This is a genomic window from Acinetobacter sp. V91_7 (assembly GCF_031799075.1).
In the GTDB taxonomy this organism is placed as follows: Bacteria; Pseudomonadota; Gammaproteobacteria; order Pseudomonadales; family Moraxellaceae; genus Acinetobacter; species Acinetobacter calcoaceticus.
The window spans coordinates 36,318-57,983 of record NZ_JAVQNT010000030.1 but is presented as its reverse complement, the minus strand read 5'-3'; the positions used below and the strand labels follow the sequence as shown (position 1 = coordinate 57,983).

25 protein-coding genes and 1 riboswitch are annotated in these 21,666 nt (G+C 37.9%); of the genes, 9 read left to right on the top strand and 16 right to left on the bottom strand.

The features are described 5' to 3' along the window. Positions 1 to 64: 64 nt before the first annotated feature. The 3 genes from RMB03_RS05950 (at position 65) to RMB03_RS05940 (ending at position 2,470) form a co-directional block, all read left to right on the top strand. The gene (locus RMB03_RS05950; RefSeq protein ID WP_311074641.1) at positions 65 to 718 is read left to right on the top strand and encodes a TetR/AcrR family transcriptional regulator; all 654 of its coding nucleotides are present in this window, start codon (positions 65 to 67) and stop codon (positions 716 to 718) included. A gap of 112 nt (positions 719 to 830) precedes the next feature. Beyond that, positions 831 to 1,745, top strand: a complete 915-nt coding sequence (gene argF / locus RMB03_RS05945) for an ornithine carbamoyltransferase (RefSeq protein ID WP_003652194.1) — start codon at positions 831 to 833, stop codon at positions 1,743 to 1,745. 200 nt (positions 1,746 to 1,945) lie between these two features. Then, complete coding sequence (locus RMB03_RS05940; RefSeq protein ID WP_004643117.1) at positions 1,946 to 2,470, top strand: protein tyrosine phosphatase family protein; 525 nt, start codon at positions 1,946 to 1,948, stop codon at positions 2,468 to 2,470. Here RMB03_RS05940 and ispF read toward each other — a convergent pair. Then, the gene (ispF, locus tag RMB03_RS05935; protein ID WP_311074638.1) at positions 2,458 to 2,949 is read right to left on the bottom strand and encodes a 2-C-methyl-D-erythritol 2,4-cyclodiphosphate synthase; all 492 of its coding nucleotides are present in this window, start codon (positions 2,947 to 2,949) and stop codon (positions 2,458 to 2,460) included. The two genes, RMB03_RS05940 and ispF, sit on opposite strands and share 13 nt — an antisense overlap. 99 nt (positions 2,950 to 3,048) lie before the next feature. Between ispF and RMB03_RS05930 the strand changes: the two genes are divergently transcribed. Beyond that, positions 3,049 to 3,693: a hypothetical protein gene (locus RMB03_RS05930; RefSeq protein ID WP_311074635.1), complete on the top strand. Its 645-nt coding sequence runs from the start codon at positions 3,049 to 3,051 to the stop codon at positions 3,691 to 3,693. Positions 3,694 to 3,742: 49 nt separating this feature from the next. Here RMB03_RS05930 and RMB03_RS05925 read toward each other — a convergent pair whose 3' ends face one another. From RMB03_RS05925 to RMB03_RS05895, 7 genes are all read right to left on the bottom strand, one after another. Beyond that, positions 3,743 to 4,987, bottom strand: coding sequence for a D-amino acid dehydrogenase (locus RMB03_RS05925; protein ID WP_307009243.1), 1,245 nt, complete (start codon positions 4,985 to 4,987; stop codon positions 3,743 to 3,745). 175 nt (positions 4,988 to 5,162) lie between these two features. Continuing rightward, positions 5,163 to 5,250, bottom strand: a riboswitch (glycine riboswitch). Between the two features lie 150 nt (positions 5,251 to 5,400). Continuing rightward, positions 5,401 to 5,892 carry a hypothetical protein gene (locus RMB03_RS05920; RefSeq protein WP_311074632.1) on the bottom strand — a complete coding sequence of 164 codons (492 nt, stop codon included), beginning with the start codon at positions 5,890 to 5,892 and terminating at the stop codon, positions 5,401 to 5,403. Positions 5,893 to 6,219: 327 nt separating this feature from the next. After that, entirely contained in the window at positions 6,220 to 6,771 is a 552-nt protein-coding gene (locus tag RMB03_RS05915; RefSeq protein WP_311074631.1) for a cysteine hydrolase family protein, read from the bottom strand. 306 nt (positions 6,772 to 7,077) lie between these two features. After that, positions 7,078 to 7,308, bottom strand: coding sequence for a hypothetical protein (locus RMB03_RS05910; protein ID WP_004643124.1), 231 nt, complete (start codon positions 7,306 to 7,308; stop codon positions 7,078 to 7,080). 272 nt (positions 7,309 to 7,580) lie between these two features. Further along, positions 7,581 to 7,898, bottom strand: coding sequence for a hypothetical protein (locus tag RMB03_RS05905; RefSeq protein WP_311074629.1), 318 nt, complete (start codon positions 7,896 to 7,898; stop codon positions 7,581 to 7,583). Between the two features lie 203 nt (positions 7,899 to 8,101). Further along, positions 8,102 to 9,496: a class II fumarate hydratase gene (gene fumC / locus RMB03_RS05900; protein ID WP_005039964.1), complete on the bottom strand. Its 1,395-nt coding sequence runs from the start codon at positions 9,494 to 9,496 to the stop codon at positions 8,102 to 8,104. A 116-nt stretch (positions 9,497 to 9,612) separates the two neighbouring features. Next, entirely contained in the window at positions 9,613 to 10,620 is a 1,008-nt protein-coding gene (locus RMB03_RS05895; protein WP_311074626.1) for an SDR family NAD(P)-dependent oxidoreductase, read from the bottom strand. Between the two features lie 65 nt (positions 10,621 to 10,685). Between RMB03_RS05895 and tusD the strand changes: the two genes are divergently transcribed. From tusD to RMB03_RS05875, 4 genes are read left to right on the top strand one after another with little or no spacing between them, the layout of a single operon-like run. Then, a complete protein-coding gene (tusD, locus tag RMB03_RS05890; protein WP_003652216.1) occupies positions 10,686 to 11,054 on the top strand; it encodes a sulfurtransferase complex subunit TusD in 369 nt (122 codons plus the stop codon). Positions 11,055 to 11,098: 44 nt separating this feature from the next. Beyond that, the gene (locus tag RMB03_RS05885) at positions 11,099 to 11,449 is read left to right on the top strand and encodes a hypothetical protein (protein WP_017392208.1); all 351 of its coding nucleotides are present in this window, start codon (positions 11,099 to 11,101) and stop codon (positions 11,447 to 11,449) included. A 17-nt stretch (positions 11,450 to 11,466) separates the two neighbouring features. Next, the gene (locus tag RMB03_RS05880) at positions 11,467 to 11,751 is read left to right on the top strand and encodes a DsrH like protein (protein WP_311074622.1); all 285 of its coding nucleotides are present in this window, start codon (positions 11,467 to 11,469) and stop codon (positions 11,749 to 11,751) included. An 18-nt stretch (positions 11,752 to 11,769) separates the two neighbouring features. Then, entirely contained in the window at positions 11,770 to 12,081 is a 312-nt protein-coding gene (locus tag RMB03_RS05875; RefSeq protein ID WP_003652222.1) for a TusE/DsrC/DsvC family sulfur relay protein, read from the top strand. A gap of 2 nt (positions 12,082 to 12,083) precedes the next feature. On the opposite strand, the gene RMB03_RS05870 is transcribed toward RMB03_RS05875, so the two are convergent. After that, complete coding sequence (locus RMB03_RS05870; RefSeq protein ID WP_311074617.1) at positions 12,084 to 12,947, bottom strand: DMT family transporter; 864 nt, start codon at positions 12,945 to 12,947, stop codon at positions 12,084 to 12,086. Between the two features lie 123 nt (positions 12,948 to 13,070). Here RMB03_RS05870 and RMB03_RS05865 point away from each other — a divergent pair, with 123 nt between their 5' ends. Further along, a complete protein-coding gene (locus RMB03_RS05865; protein WP_311074615.1) occupies positions 13,071 to 14,462 on the top strand; it encodes a PLP-dependent aminotransferase family protein in 1,392 nt (463 codons plus the stop codon). Between the two features lie 16 nt (positions 14,463 to 14,478). Here the strand turns inward: RMB03_RS05865 and RMB03_RS05860 are convergent, their stop codons facing one another. From RMB03_RS05860 to RMB03_RS05830, 7 genes are all read right to left on the bottom strand, one after another. Beyond that, a complete protein-coding gene (locus tag RMB03_RS05860; RefSeq protein WP_003652226.1) occupies positions 14,479 to 14,961 on the bottom strand; it encodes a helix-turn-helix domain-containing protein in 483 nt (160 codons plus the stop codon). Between the two features lie 217 nt (positions 14,962 to 15,178). Continuing rightward, positions 15,179 to 16,414, bottom strand: a complete 1,236-nt coding sequence (locus tag RMB03_RS05855) for a molybdopterin molybdotransferase MoeA (RefSeq protein ID WP_311074612.1) — start codon at positions 16,412 to 16,414, stop codon at positions 15,179 to 15,181. Continuing rightward, complete coding sequence (gene moaCB / locus RMB03_RS05850) at positions 16,414 to 17,337, bottom strand: bifunctional molybdenum cofactor biosynthesis protein MoaC/MoaB (RefSeq protein ID WP_003652229.1); 924 nt, start codon at positions 17,335 to 17,337, stop codon at positions 16,414 to 16,416. Before moaCB ends, RMB03_RS05855 begins: the two co-directional genes overlap by 1 nt. A gap of 23 nt (positions 17,338 to 17,360) precedes the next feature. Further along, positions 17,361 to 17,849, bottom strand: coding sequence for a molybdenum cofactor biosynthesis protein MoaE (locus tag RMB03_RS05845; protein ID WP_092707016.1), 489 nt, complete (start codon positions 17,847 to 17,849; stop codon positions 17,361 to 17,363). Between the two features lie 3 nt (positions 17,850 to 17,852). Next, positions 17,853 to 18,107 carry a MoaD/ThiS family protein gene (locus RMB03_RS05840; RefSeq protein ID WP_003652232.1) on the bottom strand — a complete coding sequence of 85 codons (255 nt, stop codon included), beginning with the start codon at positions 18,105 to 18,107 and terminating at the stop codon, positions 17,853 to 17,855. After that, positions 18,108 to 19,148 (bottom strand): GTP 3',8-cyclase MoaA, encoded by a 1,041-nt coding sequence (gene moaA, locus RMB03_RS05835; protein ID WP_311074606.1) that lies wholly within the window; start codon positions 19,146 to 19,148, stop codon positions 18,108 to 18,110. A gap of 229 nt (positions 19,149 to 19,377) precedes the next feature. Then, complete coding sequence (locus tag RMB03_RS05830) at positions 19,378 to 21,651, bottom strand: molybdopterin-dependent oxidoreductase (protein ID WP_311074604.1); 2,274 nt, start codon at positions 21,649 to 21,651, stop codon at positions 19,378 to 19,380. Between the last annotated feature and the right edge of the window lie 15 nt (positions 21,652 to 21,666).

The window sequence follows — 21,666 nt, the reverse complement described above, 5'->3', positions numbered from 1 at the left end:
GACCATCCTTAAAGATAGTTTTGCTATACTAAATAAGCAAAGTTAGTCGTTGTTATTAAATTTTATGCATGATTCAGTCCTTGAGTCACATCATTCAGTATGTGAAAAACCTCAAACACGCCGCGGTATTGAACGTCGTTTAGCTCTTCTGTTAAGCGCGACCGAGCTGTTCTTGGAAAAAGGATATGATGCCGTTTCACTTGATGACATTGTTAATCATGCCGGTGGCTCTAAGGCTTCTATTTATAAATATTTTGGCAATAAAGAAGGGCTTTTTGCCGCTATTTGTGATCATAAACGTGAAATGTTTTTTAAAGATGTATGTATTCCATTCCAACCAGAAAAAAGTACTTTAAGAGAATATCTTATTCAAACACTCAATCGTGTTTATGTTCACATTACTCAACCCGAACATGTTGCTTTTTTACGACTTATTATCGAACAGACCGAGTGTAATACTGTGCTCATACAATACCTATATGACAAATGGGTACACAATTTACAAAACACGCTTACCCAAGCATTAGAGTCTGCAGATAAATCAGGGGAAATTACATGCAATTCTCCCTATTATTCTTCACTCATGTATTTTGGGATCTTACGCGATATTGAATGGCGTATGATTATGGGTATGCCCGCTCTACCAGATGAGAAAGAAGCTATTGATTATATTGAATATTGCGTAGATATTTTCCTCAAGGGCCACCATAAAGTCTAATTCTTTTGCATTTTAAAATGCTTATAGTATAGTAGACTTCTTTTTTTCCACATCCACCCAGCCAACAACAGATAATTGTTGTATTTCATAACAATTATTATGGAGTAGCTACATGGCTCTAAGACATTTCCTGACTTTACGTGATCTATCCACTCTAGAACTTAATCGCATTTTAGAACGCGCAAGCGAGCTTAAAAAAATGCAGCATGACAATAAGGTATTCCAACCTTTTGTTGGTAAAGTATTGGGAATGATTTTTGAGAAATCAAGCACGCGTACACGTATTTCTTTTGAAGCAGGCATTAATCAATTTGGTGGTAGTGCGATTTTTCTATCGCCTCGCGACACACAATTAGGTCGTGGTGAACCGATTGAAGACTCAGCACGTGTAATTTCAAGTATGCTTGATATTGTGATGATTCGTACTTTCGGTCATGACATTGTTGAACGTTTTGCATCGTATTCAAAAGTTCCTGTTATTAACGGTTTGACAGATGACCATCATCCTTGCCAGTTACTTGCAGATTTACAGACTTATAATGAACACCGCGGTAGCATTAAAGGCAAAACTGTTGCTTGGATTGGTGATGGCAATAATATGTGCAACTCATATATTGAAGCTGCACACATGATGGGCTTTAAACTCAAAATTGCATCGCCGAAAGGATATGAGCCTAAACCTGAATTTCTGGCAGAGTTTGGTCATTGTGTTGAAGTTTTTGACAATGCAGAAGACGCTGCTGTAAATGCTGACCTCATTGTGACAGATGTATGGGCAAGTATGGGACAAGAAGAAGAACAGAAGCTTCGTGAAAGAGCCTTTGCTGCTTTTCAGGTCAATGAAAAATTAATGGGGCTTGCTCATCCTGACTGTTTGTTCATGCACTGTTTACCTGCCCATCGTGGTGAAGAAATTTCTGAAACAATGCTAGACCATAAAAATGCAGTGGTCTGGGATGAAGCTGAAAATCGCCTACATGCACAAAAAGCCTTGATGGAATTTTTACTAAATGAACATCTGAAATAAGCTTAATTTCTTTCATTAAAAAACAGCACTTTTATCGTGCTGTTTTTTTATTTTCTAAATTACTTCTTTTGTTTAGTATAATTTTTTAATATTCTTGTTTAGGCTGACGAATATATAAGCAAGCCGTATTTTATCTCTCATATATAATCGTGTATAACATTGAACACAATAAGCCAAACTCACTCTTGCTGAGTACGATCATGACCACTCTTGAACAATCATTAGCTCAAATCCCTACTTTTTCTGTTATTCATGAGCACTTATTTAGTTCAGCTCAACCCTCAATCGAACAACTGAAACTGATTAAAGAATATGGTTGCAGTACAGTCATTAATCTCGCTTTAAGTAACGCACCAAATCATATTGAAAATGAAGATCGCATTTGTTTAGACCTCGGTTTAAATTATATCCATATTCCAATTGATTGGGAGACTCCATCTGCCGAGCAATGTTTATTGGTACTCGATCTCATTGATCATTTAGTCCAGAATGAAATTGTCTGGATTCACTGTACTAAAAACGATCGCTCTAGTTGCCTCATGTATGTCTATAGACAGTTTTATATGAATATGGACATGCCTACTTCTCAAGATTTACTCCATGAAATTTGGGAACCTAATGAAACTTGGACAGGTCTTATTCATAGCATTACCTTACAGCTACAAGGCCGTAAGGCAACTCTAGAGCTTCAACAGTCTTTGCAACAGGTCGATCACTTAGTGTGATGAGAGACTAGAACAGTTGCTGTAGCTAAAATACCTTCTTGACGACCGGTAAACCCAAGTTTTTCGGTTGTCGTCGCTTTAATACTAATTTGATTAACATCTACATTTAAAACATTAGCAATACTTTGACGCATTTCCAAATTATGCTTAGCTAATTTGGGACGCTCACAAGCCACCGTAATATCAGCATTATTTAACTGATAACCGCGATCCAATATGAGTTGGTAAACATGCTTTAACAATACTCGACTATCTGCGCCTTTGCATTCTGGGTCAGTGTCAGGAAAGTGTTGTCCAATATCTCCGAGTGCCAAAGCACCTAACAAAGCATCACACAGAGCATGAAGAACCACATCGCCATCAGAGTGTGCTTTCAAGCCATGTGTATGTGGAATTTGAATGCCAGCCAATGTAACGAAGTCCCCCGCTTCAAAGGCATGTACATCCATTCCTTGTCCAATTCGAATTTGAGCAACCATATAACTATTACCTTCCATAAAAACTTAAGAAATCTTGTATTCAGCCTTTCTGTTTCGCTATAGTACACCTAGCAAAGTAGACTGAAAGTATAAGCGATCATGCTGTCTAATACTGATATGAATCAATTGAAAAGATTAAGTTTTGCCGTGACACTGAGTTGTTTATGTTCATCTCTTGTCTTTGCAGAATCAATAGACTGCTCCAACTCTGGAACTGAGCTTAAAATCTGCTCAAAAACATTTAGTGAATCGAAGAAACAACTCGATAATAAATATCTTTCCGCATATTTAGTTACTGATGCCCCCTTACAGCTTTTACAGGATACACAAAAGTTATGGTCTAAACATACTCAGCAATGCAAGAATAATACATGCGTTCAGCAACAGTTTGATTTACGTACTGATGACCTAAATTTTTATGCATCACTTAAGCAAACGCTTACCCAACATTATCTTAAGTTTGAAAATGGACGTATAGCTGCACAGCCTGTTCACATTCAAGTCCATCAGCTTGCAAAGGATAAAATCAAGATTGAAGGAATCGCATACCGCAATCCAAATAACCGTAAAGAAACTCAAACGATTTCCCTAATGGCCTATAGTTCACCTGAACAAAAAAGTGAAATCTTAGACAATGAGCACAACTGTAAATATCAGTTTAATTTTCAAAAAGCTTTACTTAATGTGAAAACCCAACAAAAAGGCTGTGAGCGTTTTAGCGGAATCTACCGATTATATGATTAATTTAATACTTAAAATAAAAGCCAGTGTTTAAACACTGGCTTTTTACTTTCTAGACCGGATATTTTTGAGCAATATCCTGACCCACTAAAACTGCTGTCGCCGCAGACAAAGTCCACCCTAAATGCCCATGTCCTGTATTGTAGAAAATACGCGGTTGTTTAGACTGCTTTACCACAGGCAGCATATTAGGCATCATCGGTCTTAGCCCAGCCCAAGGTACGACATGCTCAGTTGAAATATCAAAGTTACGGTTTACCCAATTTACTAAAGGTTGAATACGATCAGCCCGTATATCGCGGTTGTAACCGTTAAATTCAGCAGTCCCTGCCACGCGTAACCGATCTTTACCTAAACGAGAAGTCACGATTTTAGCACTTTCATCTAGCAAGCTTACCCATGGTGCATTTTTTATACTTTGTTCATCTTTTAATTGCACGGTAATTGAATAACCTTTTACTGGATAAACATTTACTCGCTCACCAATCATATCGGCGAGTTGATAACTTCCTACACCACCACAAACCACAAGCACATCACCTTCGATTTGGATGCTATCAGATTCAACAAGATAAGGGTGCTCTGCACTTGGCTGACAACTTACAATTACTTTGTCTGGATGACACTTAATATCTGTGACGTCCAAACCAAATTTATACTCAACACCGTATTGTTTAGTTTTTTCAGCCAAAGAGGTTGAATATTTATGAATATCCCCCGTTGCATCACTTGGTGTGTAATAACCACCAAAATACTCACCCGTTAACGATGGCTCTATCGTTTTCATTTCATCAGGTGAAACTGAATAACGCTCCAATTTACCTTTATTCAAGACATCATTGACTTGTTTAGCGATCTCGTAATCGGCCTTACTATGATACATATGAAGAATGCCACGTTTCTCCAAATCAAACTGAAGTTGCTCTTTTTCTGCAACTTCAAACAAGCGCTTACGAGCGAGCAATGCCAATCGGACCGTCTCGATCGTATTAGCTTCATAGTGTTTAATATGGGATAAGAACTCAACCAGCCAACTATACTTATGCAAACTAAATGAAGGATTCAGTAATAGCGGCGCATCTTTTTGTCTCATCCACTTAAAGCCCTTAACTACAGTGGCTTTTTGGTTCCATACTTCGGCGTTACAAGCCGATAATTGCCCTCCATTGGCAAATGATGTTTCCATTGCAGGATATAGATGTCGATCAATCACTGTGACTTGATAACCCAGTTGCGATAATTCATAGGCAGAAGTAACCCCTGTGATTCCCGCACCTATCACAATAACATGTGGCATAACAGACTCCTCAGAAATGCAAAACATTTCATCAGTACAGCCCATCTGTCATTGGTACCTGAGAGTTTCGACCCCAACGTTACCTTTTAACGTTTAGATCTTCCCCTTCGGTGAGTTTATAATTTATAAGTTATTATTTTCACTTCTTATAAATCTAAGCTTCTCTCCAGATTTTTTAATTATTACAGTCCTTCTGCCTGAGAGTTTCCGGGCTTGTTGCTCCTTCGGCGGGTTCTTTCGAACCTCTCTCCCGCAATAATTTTGTATTTATATAAGCAATGTATCTGCCACTTTAAAAAAAACGCATTCTTTTCTTGTAAACTTTTGTACCGACAATTATCAAGTTGTAAATCATTAATTTAATTATAAAAATAAAAAAGGTGAATCTTTATGAATTCACCTTTTGTGTTTAATTAGAGTTTTCCGTTGAGCACCGGGTCTGAAACTGTACCCTTCCATTGCTCACGCAAGGTTGGTAAATAAAATTTCTCACCAATAGTGACCAATTCTGCATCAATCAATGCGTGAACTTCGTGCATAAAAATATAATCAAGTGCAACCAAAGAGAGTTCATGATTTTTTTGTGCTGTTTTCTTACGTTTCGCTTGAGCTTGTTTCACTAACTCATTCGCAAAATTTTTATCTTTATAAGCCGTAGTTGCATTTAAACGAAGTTCAATAACACCCCATCCAGCTAATAGCTTTTTAAAGACATCAAAATCTTCAGAAGTTGATTCCCACGTTACATTTTCTAGATCGTTATCATCAGGTAAAACTGGCAATAACAGATCACCTGTACTTGGGAAAATCTTTTTAAGATTTAACAGAAACTTAACAGGCTGATCACCAGGATAATCATTAAATTGCACATGTTGTTGGGTATCTGTTAAATAAATAGAGAGCATTCAAAAATCCTTAGCTAAGCTTCTGTTTTTAAATGCTTTATTTTAAACCTCGTAAAATAGATGCAAAACAAAAACAATATAAAAACAGGACAAGGTGCGCATTTTAACAATTATGACAGCTTATTCAACGCTAATTCGCCATTAATTAGTGAAACTTACACCCTCTTGACAAAAAGCCCTCCGAAAAGAGCTCTTTGTTGATGCAGGTTTAATTCTTGCCATCGCTATAAACTCCACCAATAACTTGTCTTTAGCAGGGCATCTTATGCCGTAATAGATATACAGCTAATAAGACTTTTTAATAAAGTTGTTCATTTTATGTCTAAACTAAACTGAAGAAATGAACTCTGCTGTAGTTTTTAACTGAGCAAAAGCATTGCTTAAAACTTGGTTATGATGATCAATGATTTGCGAAGCATTTAAAGCTACTGAATCAGTTGTTGTATGTGCATCTGAAATTAGTGTCACTTTATATCCATACTCTGGAGTAGCCCTAACAGTAGTATCAATACAATATTCAGTTTTCATTCCAGTCATTATGATTTCATCAATATCAAGTTTCTCTAATACTTCTTTTAAAACAGTATTTTTAAAGCTGCTCGGGTACATTTTTTCAATGACTGTATCTTTATGTGGATTAAAAGATAAGTCTGTAATTAGTTGAGTGTTCGGGCCGTTTGGATCTAATGGTGTACCTTTCTCACCGACATGCCGAATAAAGATAATTGGTCTATCATTCAAACGACAATATTCAATGAGGCTAAGAATATTTGAAAGTACAAGTTTGACATTATGTGGCTTAGGCTCACCGTTAAATAAGCCATTTTGCATATCAATGACGAGTAAAGCCGATTTTGAGTTACTACTGAGTTTTTTCATAATCTTTCTCTGTAAAACCAATAATGAACAGAGAAAAATTAACCCAGCCATTATTGGCTGGGTTTGGTTATCTTATTAAGTCACTTTAATAAAAAAATCACACACAGCCTTCCTTAAAGGTCGTGGTGGTGGTAGTGATTTTATTCAATAAACAGTTCTCATTTGTTTTAACTGCCTTAATTAAAGCGTGATTAACCATACCATAGCTTTTTCAAAAGAAACAAAGCTTTTTAATTTTTTTACTCTGTGAAGTACTTTTTACTCTTAATTAGTTCTTACAGAAATATCTCATACTAAAAAGCTAATTTATTTAACCGAAAGTAAGTATTCATATGCTGTTTTTTCATCACTCTGTAGTTTAATGACTGCATCAGTTTCATCATTCAAAGTAAGGTTAAATACCTTCTCACCATCATAAGAAATTTGATGGCCCATACGGAATTCTGAATCAATTGACTCAAGAATAATAAAATTACCTTCGATATTCGAAGCAATATAGTAAGTATTGTTCCGATGAACATATCTAATTGTGTACATCACTATTTAAATTCCATCTAAAAAATTATGTTTTTTCTTAAATAATAAAAAAGCTCACTTCATCTTCTCAAGCAGAAATGAAGCTAGCGAAAAAAAAGATCCGCCCTTCTTTTGATTTCTAGCACTAATCGTTCAGCGCCAAACTAATATATAAATATTACAGAAATACTTAACAATAAAAAACCCCGCCATTAGTCGATACTGAGTCGGGTTTCTTATACCGTCATATGTCTGAGAGAACTAACTCTCACATGGGCTTACTGCTATTTAAATTAATCTTTACACTTAACTTTCAAAACGGCTGCTTTGGTATTCACTGGAATAAGCAGTCCTGAATTATAGACAGTATGATGATTTACGATTTTGTTATTGCTATCCAACTCATCAAAACCTTTATCTTTACATATTTCTTCTGCTTTCCCGATTAACTTTGACCTCAAAGCTTCTCTTGAACCAAATGCATTACTTTGAGCATGAAGTTGGTAAACACCAGGATTCACCTCAGCTACAGAAGGTGGAAACATTTGTAGACAACCCGACAACATACAAGCTGTTATTGCTAAAACAACTATTGATTTAGTCTGTTTCATTTATTGAAGCTTAGAATAAAAATAACGTAGCAAAATTAAAGTCTAGATATGACATTAGTATTTCAAGGTATAAAAAAAGCCCACTTTTTCAAGCAGGCCTTCCCCTTATGATTTTTGCGCTGATCATTCAGGACTTTTGTTGTACTTAGCAACTCGCGGATATTACAAAAGTATTTGACAATAAAAAAGCCCATTAGAAGAGATTATTTACTATTTGGTGAAACCATTTTTTCAGGTTTAACCACTTCATCAAATTGCTCTGCCGTAACTAAACCAAGCTCAACAGCAACCTGCTTTAAAGTTTTATTTTCTTTATAGGCAGTCTTGGCAACTTTTGCAGAATTTTCATAACCAATCACTGGGTTTAAAGCAGTGACCAACATGAGAGAGTTGTGTAAGAAGTGATCAATTTTATCCTGATTAGGCTCAATTCCCACCGCACAGTGATCATTAAAACTATTACACGCATCGCCAAGCAACTGAATAGACTGTAATAAGTTGTAAGCAATCACTGGCATAAATACGTTTAATTCAAAGTTACCTGAAGCACCAGCCACATTAATGGTCGTATCATTTCCAAGCACTTGTGCAACAACCATTGTCATTGCTTCACTTTGTGTTGGGTTTACTTTGCCCGGCATAATGCTTGAACCAGGTTCATTTTCTGGGATACGGATTTCACCAAAACCACAACGTGGCCCACTTGCCAACCAACGAATATCATTCGCAATTTTATTTAAACTGACTGCAAGCGTTTTTAATGCACCAGAAGCAAAAACAGCAGCATCACGCCCTGCAAGTGCTTCAAATTTGTTTGGAGCAGTGACAAACGGTAAACCTGTAAGCAAGGCAAGTTGCGCAGCTGATTTCACTGCATAATCAGGATGTGCATTTAACCCTGTACCTACAGCAGTACCACCTAGTGGCAATTCATATAAACCACTTAAAGCTTGCTGTAAGCGCACTACACCATGCTCAAGCTGAGATACATAGCCGCTAAATTCTTGACCTAAAGTTAATGGCGTTGCATCTTGTAAATGTGTACGACCAATTTTAACAATAGACTGAAACTCATCTGATTTTTTTTGCAAAGTCGCTTTAAGCTGCTCTACGGCAGGAATGAGTAATTCATTAATTTGCAAACTTGCAGCAACATGGATTGCCGTTGGAAATGAGTCGTTCGTTGATTGAGCACGATTGACATGGTCATTGGGGTGTACCGGCTTTTGGGCACCTAACACTTGACCTAATTTTTGGTTTGCAATATTTGCAATCACTTCATTGCAGTTCATGTTACTTTGCGTACCAGAACCAGTCTGCCAGACAACTAAAGGAAACTGTGAATCCCATTTACCATCAATTACTTCTTCAGCCGCGCCCACAATATATTGGCTCAAATCTTGCGGTAACTGTTCAAGCTCAGCATTGGTTATCGCAGCAGCCTTTTTTACTAGCCCCATTGCTCGAATCATGGCACGTGGTAATCGTTCTTGCCCGATTTTAAAGTTCTGTAAGCTGCGTTGAGTCTGTGCTCCCCACAATGCTTCATTTGGAACTTCAATCTCACCCATAGTGTCATGTTCAATTCGTGTTTGCATAGAAACCTCAGTTGTCTGGTTAAAGAACTTACGGGCTGAAGCAAGTATTTGCTCTGGCTAGTTAATTTTTAATATCGTACTCAAGCATTCCATTATTGTAAATAAGAATCATTATCTTATCTTCCATTTAATGTATTTTGATAAAAGCGCCATTCATCTTCAATCATTTGTTTTAACGAGCGTTTAGGTGTCCATTGCAATAATGTTTTTGCTTTTTCTATATTTGCCCCAACCTGACCTAACTCAACATGCTTATAAATCGCAGGTTGAGTCGCAATTTCGGCTTGAGTTACTTGTGAAATTTCATCTAGTAATTGACGAATAGAGTGAACTTGGTCATGGGCAATATTGAATGCCTCACAACAATGTGTTTGATTACGCAGCCAATGTAAGCTTGCAGTTACAGCTTCACACACATCTAAAACGTGTAGAAAACTGCGTTCAGTCGTATGGTCTGATGTTTCAGCTTGATCTTGTAATTCAATTAAATCACGTTGCATAGCTGCAACTTGCATAGCAAGCGGCACAATATTTTTAGGGAGCTGTGCGACATATTCTCCGAGCACCCCATGTTCAAATGCACCTACAATATTAGATAAGCGCAAGATTGCAATTTTCCACTCATGATCAATTTTATAAGTATCACGGATAATTTCTTCAATCATCTGTTGAGACTTAATATAAGGATTAGGGTAAGTGTAATTAAATTCGTCTGTTTCGCTTAATTGCAAACCAGATTTTCCATAGGCAGCAAGGCTTGACAGCTGAATAAAGTGACGAACACCCGTGCGTTGCATGGCACGCAGTAAACTCATGATGCAACTTACATTATCATTATAATATTCAAGAGGTTTAAGATTAGATTCTTCAATTGATTTAAACCCAGCAGTATGAATAACTGCATCAATTGAATATTGCTCAAAGACCTTATTCAATGCAGGTGTATTACGTACATCAAGTTTAACAAATGGAACGTACATACCAGAAATAAACTCTAGCCGTTCCAGCGTTTGCAAGGTCGAATTAGCCAAATTATCGACAATTACCACTTCTTGCCCTTGGGCCATTAGACTCAAAGCAATGTGTGAACCGATAAAGCCTAAACCACCTGTCACTAAAATCATTGTATACTTACCTTTCTCTTAATGCATCTACGCCCATTTAGACGTATGACCATAGTGAATTCTTAATGAGTACATTACTACTAATTACCTCTGCTCCTACTTCCATTCATGCTTGGCATGCGTTAGGACTTGCTCAGGCACTCAAAAGTAAAAATGAAGACTTTCGTGTATTCTTTTACCAAGATGGCGTGCAGGTTGCTAATGATTTTCAATGGGTTCCTGACGACCAGCGTAATTTAACGCATGAATGGCAAAAGCTTTCGATTCGACTTCCTGTATGTGTGAGTGCTGCCCTCGCTCGTGGTATTACCGATGCAGAAAATGCCAGTCGCCATCACCTTACTCATTACAACCTTGCCAAAGACTTTCAACTCGTCGGGTTAGGTGAACTTGCTGATGCGGTACAGTCAGCATCTCGTCTTATTCAATTTTAAGTTACTTTGTTTGCTTAGATTGTTGCTTTTAAAAGGTATATTGTGTGAAATCTGTACTCGTCATTTTAAGCCAAGCCAACTTAACTAGTCTTCAAATCAATGAAAGCCTTTCCGCTACTATGGTTTTAGCAACCTTTGGCTCACCAGTCAAAGTATTATTGAAAGATGCTGCTCTTAGTCTCTTGCAAAATGACCTGAGCTTTAACCAGTTTCATCATACCTTCAAAGTAGCATCAAATATGGTCGAAAGCTTTGAATTTTATGATTTAAGCCCCATTCTTATCGAAAGCAAAAATCAACAAAATCCTTTTGTTCAACAAACAGAACAAGAGCTCGAATTCATTCAGTTAAATAATGAGTTCATTCAGTCTTTTGACCATATCTTATATTGGTAGATGAAGGTGTAAATTTAATGAATCCATCAACACTTTATCTCGTGCAATCTACTTATCACAATACACCAAATATTATTGATGAATTAGGTCATCTTTATCAGGTAGGTGACCAAATTATTTTTATGGGTGATTCTGTTGCACGACTTTCAACTCAAATTATTCAACAGTTTAAATCTGTTTCATGCTTAAGTATCGAAAAAGATTTACTCGATGCAGATACTTTAGCTCAGATAAATGTATTGGACTATGATCAATTTGCAGATTTAGTTTTAACGTTTAACCGCTGTATTTCTCTTAAATAATAGATTTAGGCTAGTTTCATGAATTTAGAATTAGACCAAGATGGTCATTTGGTTGATTATACAATTTGGAATCCTGAAGTTGCACAAGAGCTTGCCAAGTCACTTGATCTTGAACTAACCGATTGGCACTTCGAAGTTTTAGCTGCTGTACGTCAGTTTTATCAACAGTTTGGGCATTCTCCAGCAACTCGCCCACTGATTAAATTTTTAATGAAAACCGTAAGTCCAGATATTAATAATGCCGTTTTACAGCAACAATTTAATACTGGTTTAGTTGCCCGCCATTTAAGTCGTTTGGCAGGTGTTCCTAAACCAGCAAATTGTTTATAAAGCTAAGCAAACTTTTTAGCAGCAGCGACGCATAAAAGGGTTGCTGCTGTAACCACCAACATTGACCAGCTCACATGTTCATGCAATAAGGCTGCAGCAATGGCTAGCCCCATTAAAGGCTGTAAGAGTTGTAGTTGACTAATCGCAGCAATTCCGCCTTGGGCAAGTCCTTTGTACCAAAAGAAAAAACCAATTAGCATGCTAAACAAAGACACATAAACGAGACCGACTACAGCTGATGCCGATATATTCTGGAAAGAAGTAGGCATATAAAAAATAGTAAGAAACAGCATGAAGGGTAATGATAAAATGAGCGCCCAACAAATGACCTGCCACCCGCCTATTTTTCTTGAAAGTACACCGCCTTCTGCATAGCCAAAGCCACAGAAAATAATCGCCATCAACATATAAAAGTCCCCTATTCCAAGTGATGTATCACCAGAAATAAAAAACATATAAGCGAAAACAACCGCACTTCCCAAGACTGCAAATATCCAGAAAAATTGATTCGGTTTTTCTCCGCCTCTCAACACAGCAAATATTGCAGTTGCAAGCGGCAAAAGACTAACAAAGACAATTGAATGAGCTGCATTCATATATTGCAAAGCGAGGGCGGTAAATAACGGAAAACCAATTACCACCCCTATAGCAACAATAGCAAGAGGCGGCCAATCTTGTTTGGCTGGTTTCTTTTGTTTTAAAACCAATATAAGAATAAGTCCTAAAATACCAGCAATTGCCGCACGTGCTGCGGTTAGAAAGCCCGGTTCAAACCCCATTACAGCTACACGTGTCGCTGGTAGCGAGCCTGCAAAAATAGCCACGCCAATAAAACCATTTACCCAGCCATTCATAAACCTATTCATAATTTTCTCCGTCACTATACGAAGAATTTAAGCTGTGCTAAGGTGATTAAACCAGATACAAAGCAGTACAATTTAAAAGAACTGTTATGTACTCACAACCAGTACAGTTGAGATTGTAAGCCCGTGAACCAGAGCAAAACAAAAATTGAAATTGTCATTTCAGAGATTGAGCAGCAAATAAAAAATCGATCTTTAATGCCCGGAGCACGCTTACCTTCTGTTCGCAAGTTAGCAAATGATCTTGGCTTTTCAGTATCAACTGTTGTAGAAGCGTATGAAAGATTAATTGCTTTAGGCAAAATCGAATCAAGAACTGGATCTGGTTTTTATATTGTTGGTCCGCTCGCCCCCTTAGCTTTAAGTGAATTAGGCCCTAAATTAGATCGTTCAGTAGACCCTCTATGGATTTCACGTCAATCTTTGGAAGCGAAAGCAGATGTTTTTAAGCCCGGCTGCGGTTGGCTACCCGATGACTGGATGCCACTAGACAGTATTCGTAAAGCTTTAAGGATGGCTGCAAGGAGTTCAGACGCTTGTTTAATGGGTTATTCAACCCCGTTAGGATTACCACCTTTGCGGGATTTGTTAGCAAGGCGTGCTCAATCAAAAGGAATAGATGCAAATCTGAATCAAGTACTTTTAACAGATTCTGGTACTCAAGCGATCGATTTAGTTTTCCGGTTTTTATTAAAGCCCGATGACGTCGTTCTGATTGATGACCCTTGTTATTTTAACTTTCATGCATTGCTTAAAGTTCATCAAGTCAAGGTTATTGGTATTCCCTACACACCAACAGGTCCCGACTTAGAAGCATTTAAAGAAGCAATTGATACTTATAACCCACGTCTTTATATCACCAACTCAGGAATTCACAATCCAACTGGAGCAACGCTTTCTCTTTCTACGGCACACCAACTCTTAAAATTGATTGAGCAATCTAACTTAATTGTAGTTGAAGACGATATTTTCTCAGATTTTGAATATACACCAGCACCTAGACTCGCGGCTTTAGATAATCTTTCACGCGTAATTTTTATTGGAAGCTTTTCTAAAACATTATCAGCGTCTATTCGCTGTGGTTATATTATTGCCAAACCTGAATGGATGGATCAGCTCACCGACCTAAAAATTGCCACAAGTTTTTCTCACAATGGTGTTTCTGCTGAAGTTTTGCTTACTGCTTTAACAGATGGCTCTTACCGTAAACATATAGAACTATTAAAAGTTCGTTTAGCAAAAGCAATGCACGATACGATTACAAAACTTGAACCTCTGGGTATAAAGCCATGGATTAAGCCTCAAGCGGGAATTTTTGTTTGGTGCCATTTGCCAGAGGGTATTGAAGCTTCAAAAATTGCGAAATATTGCATTAATCATAATGTTATTCTTGCGCCAGGCAATGCTTTTAGCCAAGCTCCTAATGCTGGTCAATTCGTACGTTTTAATGTAACACAGTCAAATCATGACCACATTTATAAGACTCTAGCTGATGCTATTCAACAAGAGTCTTTATAATTTATAGAGAGAAAAATTAAGCTTGTTTCTGTTTTTGTTCAATATATGCAAAATAGCCTGGTCCAGCTGAGACTTGCACTTGTTTTGCATGTAAAGGCTCACGGCAGACCGAACATACCATAACCGGTTCAAACTTATGTCCACAAGTTTTATGACGATATTCTAGTGGCTTACCTAAACCTTGATCCATCCATTTATCTGCCCAATTCGCCATAGACAAGATAATTGGATAAAGTTCAAAGCCCTTATCAGTGAGTTTGTATTCAAAGCGTTCTTGACGATCAAAATAAGGAGCTTTGGCTAAGATTTCATATTCAACCAAACGCTTTAAACGATCTGAAAGGACATGACGAGTTACGCCTAATGATTTTTGAAAATCGTCAAAACGTCGTATTCCCATAAAAGCATTACGTAATATTAGCATCGTCCATCGATCGCCAATCACTGATAGCATACGAGCAACCGAACAAGGCTGATCACCGATGTCATCCCATTTCATCTTTATGCGTTCCTCGATATTTCCTAGCCTAACGGCCCTATTGCTTATACCCTAAACCACTTACTACGATTTATGCAACATTCATTATAAAATAACTTCTTATCAACTTTATAAAAAAAATTTCATTATGAAAAAAGAAAAAGTTATTATTAAAAATTGCTAAATAAATATAACCCACTCATTTTTCATAATGAGTTATATTTATCCTTCTTTATACTTAATTTGAAATAAATACGCCTTTCAATATATTGCCTGCTTCTAGTTTTACGCCCGCTGGAATTCGAACAAGACAGTTCGCCTGCATTAAATTACTCAGCATATGCGATTGCTGTTTTCCAAGACTTTTTATTTTAAGCTGTCCATTTTCAAAATAAGCATACATACGTAAAAAACGCTCACGTGCATCTTCTTTTAAATCATGATCTAAAATCGCACTAAACCACTCAGGCCCTGCTTGATTTCCCTGTAAAGTATCTAGTAATGCCTTACCATACACTTGCATAGACACATAGACCGCAGCGGGATTACCCGGCAAACCGAGCAAATAACAACAATGATCTGTTTCTGGGTTTGAATATTCAGCAAAGAACAGTGGTTTACCCGGTTTCTGTTTTACTTTCCAAAAGATTTGTTCAAAACCAACCTCAAAAGCACATGGTCGTATAAAGTCATAATCACCTACAGATACACCACCTGTCGTTATAATGACATCATGGCTGTCTTTTAACTGATTAAAGTAATGCGTGACTTGCTCTGCCTCATCTGCCACATGAATCAGTTCAACATTTAAGCCATAATCTTCAAACCAAGCTTTTAATAATGGCCCATTTGCATCAAAGATTTTGCCGTCGACAAGATCTTCTGCCGTTTCTGCAACTTCATCACCAGTCACTAAAACAGCAACTTTCGGTGCACGATAAACTTCAACCGTTTGCACACCTGCCATACTTAAGGCAGCTAAGCTTCCAATATTTAGAAACTGTCCAGCTTGTGCAAGCAATTGACCTTTCTGGATTTCTTCTCCTGTAAAACGAATATCAGCTTGAGGACGTATATGCTCAGTTAAGCAAATTTCTTGGGTCGAAAGAACTGATACGATTTCCTGCCGAGCAACATGTGTTGTTCCTTCTGGAATTTTACCGCCTGTAAATATGCGGATAGCCTGACCTTCATTAAGTACGTCATGACTCTCACTCCCCGCTCGAATCTCACCAGTAACCTGAAATTTTTGATTATTTAAATCTTCTGCATGACTACAAAGCGCGTAACCATCTACAGCACTTTGAGAAAAACTTGGCAAATTAATTTCTGAATAGATTTCTTTAGCAAGATATCTACTTAGGCTATTTTGAAGAACTTGATTAATCGAACCCAACTTTTTTGGCTGCTTAACAATCAACTCAAGTGCTTCATCTACACTAATTAATCCACGCTCTGTACCACAACCTGACATTACTCATATCCTCCCGGATGCGGTAAATCACGGCACACATCAAAAATATGAACGAGCGCTGGTAAAATAGCAGCCATTGATTCACTTGCTCCACCACGGCTTCCCGGTAAAGTCACCACCAATGAGCGATCAATAAAACCAGCTACCCCACGTGACATTGCAGCATAAGGTGTGCGTTTTTGTCCAAAAGATCGTGCAGCTTCCATTAAGCCGTCTAGCTTACGCTCAAGAAGTGGCTCTAATGTATCGACCGTAATGTCACGCTTACCAATTCCCGTTCCACCGACCGTCATAATGCATGCGTATGACTTACTCAGCTCAAGCACTAAATCTTTTAGAACATCTGCTTCATCAGGCAAAATTTGATAATGAATCGGATCAAACCCTGCTTCAGTTAAAGTTTCAACCACAGATTTTCCGGCGGTATCGGGTTTTCTACCGGCTGCAACGGTGTCGGATAACACAATGACAGCAGCCGATACGGGCTGACGAAGAACACGTTTAAAGTGCGATTTGCCGCCCTTTTTCTTAAGCAGTTTACATTGATCCATCCAGAGTTCTTCTGGCTCACAATGTGGTTTCAACATGTCGTAAATGGTTAAACCCGCAAGGCTTGCAGCCGTGAGGGCTTCCATTTCTACCCCAGTAGGGCCAATGGTTTCAACCACGGTAATAATCTTTACAAAATCATGTTCTAATTCATATTCAACATCTGCACGATAAATCGGCAGTGGATGACACAAAGGAATCAGCTCATCAGTGCGTTTGGCTGCCAAGATTCCTGCCACACGTGCGGTTTTTAATGCATCACCTTTTTCAGTGTTCCCTTGTCTTAATAGCTCAATACAATGTGGAGGCGCATATAAAATCGCTTGTGCTTCAGCAACACGATAACTTTCCGGCTTCATTCCTACGTTTTTCATTATTTATCCTAGACGTACATATTTCAGTGTGAGTGTTCATGGCCGGCATGATGGTGGTGATGCTTGTGTTCTTGTGGTGCATCTTTGCGAATACAACAACCTTCTACATAATGACTTGTACCGTCTGTAAAGAACTCTTCTTTAAAAACTGGCACTTCATGCTTCACCCGCTCAACCGCTTCCTCACATGCTTGAAAAGCTTCACGGCGATGGGCTGCATAAGCAATCGCAATAATGGCTGTCTCACCTACATCCAAATATCCAATTCGATGAACGACCCGCACATAAGATACCTGATACTTTTTCTCAATTTCCAGTTCAATTTCACGTATCATTTTTTCAGAAAGTGGCTTATATGACGTATATTTCAACGCTTTAACAGCTTTACCCTCATGGTGATTACGAACCGTACCTATAAAAATATCGATTCCACCACATTCAGGAAATGATTGGATAGGATCAAAAGTATCTAAACTTAAAGCCTGCTCTTGTATACGTGCAAAATCTCGCATGACTCACCCTCCTGCAACTGGTGACAATAAAACCAATGTACATGGCTCACTTAAAGCAGATTGTCTCGTTATGACATTATCGCCAATCGCACATGCACATTTTTCCATGGCTTGTGTAGATTCTGGATGTAATGAAACAATTTCATCTAATACATCTTTAACCAAAATATGATTGGGACAAACCAACGAAAGGTTTTGAGGAAGCAATTTTTCAATTGCGCCAAACGCTTCGATTTTAATTTGGATAGATTGCTGCATTTATCCCCCAAGCATATGCATACTGATTTTACGGGTTTGTTGATGTTGTAAGGCATGAAAGCCTTTAGCTTTGTGCCAAATATACGGCATAACCATATCTGTTAACTGTTGAATATACATTGCATGATCAGCTGTAGTACGAGCACGTAATAATGATTGAAGCTGCGGTTTAATATTTAGACCTTGCGGGGCAAATAAACAGTTGTAGAGTTCGCCTTGTGCAGTTAACCGTATACGGTCGCATTGATGGCAAAATGAATGAGTGATTGTGGAAATAATCCCAAGAGAGTAACTATTATTGATTAGATATTGGCGTGCTGGCTCATGCTGTTGTTCGACAACCTCTACTGAATAATGTGGTTGCAAAACTTGTAAAATTTCAGCCTCACTCACTACATCTTTACTTGACCAAAGCGCATCGCCATCAAGTGGCATAAACTCAATAAAGCGTAAAGGAATATGATTGGCGATTGACCATTTAACCATCGGTAAGATCTGATCATCATTTTTATTTTTCATCAGTACGCAGTTAATTTTGAATGGTAATCCTACATCCTTAGCAGCCTGAATACCCTCGAGAACGGGTTCTAATTTTTTCTTGGTTAGCTCTTTAAACTGAATAGCATCAAGACTGTCTAAACTAATATTTAGGTCATCTAATCCCGCATCTTTTAACTGCCTAGCGTATTTTGCAAGGTAATGCCCATTTGTAGTCATTGAAATACGTTTTAAGCCCAGCGCTTTCAAGGCCTGTAACTCACGAACAAAATGCACAATGCCTTGACGCATTAATGGTTCGCCACCTGTAATGCGGATACTTTCAACACCATGTTGCACCATAAAATGACAAAATTGAAAGAGTGCCTCAAAACCAAGCAGATCTTGCTTATTCAACCATTCAGGATGTTCAGGCATGCAATATACACACTTAAAGTTACAGCGATCAGTTACGGAAATACGCAGCTTTCGCTTTATACGACCATATTGGTCTTGAAGAACCAAAGGCGTATTTTCAGAGTGATATTGTTTCATCATTTGCACTCATATCGAGAACAGTTCAAATATTGCTGGCACTTTTTCTGAGCAATTAAAATAGAAATTTGCTCTTCAATAGTGCTGTGCTGTTTAAGCAAAATTTGTTCCAATTCTATTTATCATCCATAGTTTTTTATGGGTATCAGCAAGATTAACGTCGTCCAATTTTTGTCTTAAATTTTAAAGCTGTACAAATTTAGTGCGACGTCAATCTCTTGTATGCCCTACATTATTTCTAGCATTTTTCTAGACGGATGGGTACATATTTATGGTACGGCGTTTTAGATAAAGGATCACAATGTTCACCAGACACCAGAAGATTTAATTGTGGCCCTATTGGCTCGCCACCTTGAAAGCGCATGCCATAACCATGTGGAAGTGACACAACACCTTTTCGCATACCCTCATCAAAATCTACAGTTACCTGAATTTCTCCATGTTGGGAGATACATTTAAGTTGATCCCCTACTGCTACATTCAGGTTTGTTGCGTCTTCAGGGTGAATTCGTAAAGCGCCTTCTGCATCTACTTTTCGCCATGCAGGGTCACGGTAAATCTGATTAGCGTTATAACTACGGCGCTCCCCCGACAAAAGTATGAAAGGAAACTCTTCAATACTAAATTGATGATTTTTTAAATTTGCCAACTCACTCAACATTTCAGGAATAACCAGACGTATTTTTTTGTCTTTATATGCCACGAGCTTCCACATTTCATCATATTCATGTTGTGATAACACTACACCTGAACGCTGATTTAAAATTTGCTCAAATAACCGAACACCTAAAGTTAAAGGATTACCTTTATAACCTGCACGGCGCACCGCTTTGGTATGTAAAACAGCATATTGAATAGAGAGAGGTAATAAAAAAGCAACTGAAGCAGCTGAGTTTTCTAAATGTTTACCTAAAGTGCGATAGAGAATTGAAGCTGCAAAAGGAATGTATTTTTTATGTCGAGCAAAAGTTAAACCCAAAGCTGACAGATAAGGTAAATAGGCTGTTTTTTTCGAGTCGACCGCAGCTATTTTTTCTAACACTGGAAAGCTTTTAGGAATGACCTTCATGGCTTCAAGTAATCGTGTATAAATTTCTGCTTCGGGTAACGTATTGCCTTGGGCAGTGAATACCGGATGTCTCAGGTGAAAACCATTTTTAGGAAACTCAAGATTAAACCCTGTAAATTCCCATTTTTCAAATTGCGTATGTGCCGGTAAAATATAATCTGCTAACCGAGCGGTTTCTGTCATGGCAACATCGACTACGACCAACAAATCTAATGCTTTAAATGCTTTTTCGTATGCAGGTGTATCAGGATAGGTTAATAAAGGATTACAGCTATCTACAAAAACTGCGCGAATTCGTTTTTCGCCTGCTTTTAATATCTCGTCAGGTAAAATATTGGGTGGGAAAAAACCTGAAATCGGAAACATTTTATGGTAAACACTACGTCGATATTTCGATTTTCTTTCATCGGTATCACTTAAAATCGGAATAAACATAGTGTGTAAATTATTGGTGCCTTGTTTTCCAAAGTTTCCGGTCAATAAATACAGTAGTTTTTCTAAATATCCGTTTAATGTCGTATTTAAAGTATGCTGAATACCTAAATCGATGCGCACACAGCCTCTTTTAGCCTTTGCAAAATCTCTTACCACTTGATAAATCAAATCGACTGGTACATCAGCTTTTGCAATATATTCTTCAATCGGGACACGGCTAAAAGTTGTTTTTACCTCTTCAAACCCTTGTGTATGCTGTTCAATGAACTTCGCATCATAAAGTTGTTCTTTAATAATAATGGCAATCATGGCCGACATTAAAAAAGCATCTGTTCCAGGTTTTAACTGCACATGAATATCTGCTTGCTTTGCCGTTTCGGTAACACGTGGGTCAAACACCACCATGGTACGGTTGGGGTCTTTTTTAATATGCTTTAGCGTGTCTCGTGCATTTGGAATTCCATGTGCCTGAAACGGATTTGTACCAATGAAAAGAACATAATCAGCGTATTCAACATCTTCTGTCGTATGGCAGGCCTGATTTCCAAATAAACGTCCATTTAGCCAAAAATCACCCGTTTTTTCTTGGGCAAGAGAGTTGTAAGCATAATAACTTTTCATAGCTAGCAAAAGTTGACGCCCGTAAGCTGCACCCAGATGATTACCCTGACCACCGCCCCCAACAGAAGCAAAAGCGGTACCGCCAAAATTATCTCTAATCTGAACTAAATGCTCGGCAATTTCTTGTATGGCATTATCCCAACTAATTTCTTGAAAAGAACCATCTGGTTGACGTTTTAACGGCGTAGTCAAACGGTCTGCATGCTGCTGATAATGCTGTAATCTTGCGGCTTTTTGACAAATGTAGCCTTGTGAAAATGGATGTTCAGGATTGCCTTTAATTTTGACAAACTGATTATCTTTAATTTCGACACTTAAACCGCAATTTCTTGAACACAAAATACATGCTGTAACATCCGTTTTGTTTTCCTTTAGCGCTTCTACCATTTCGATTGACTCCCT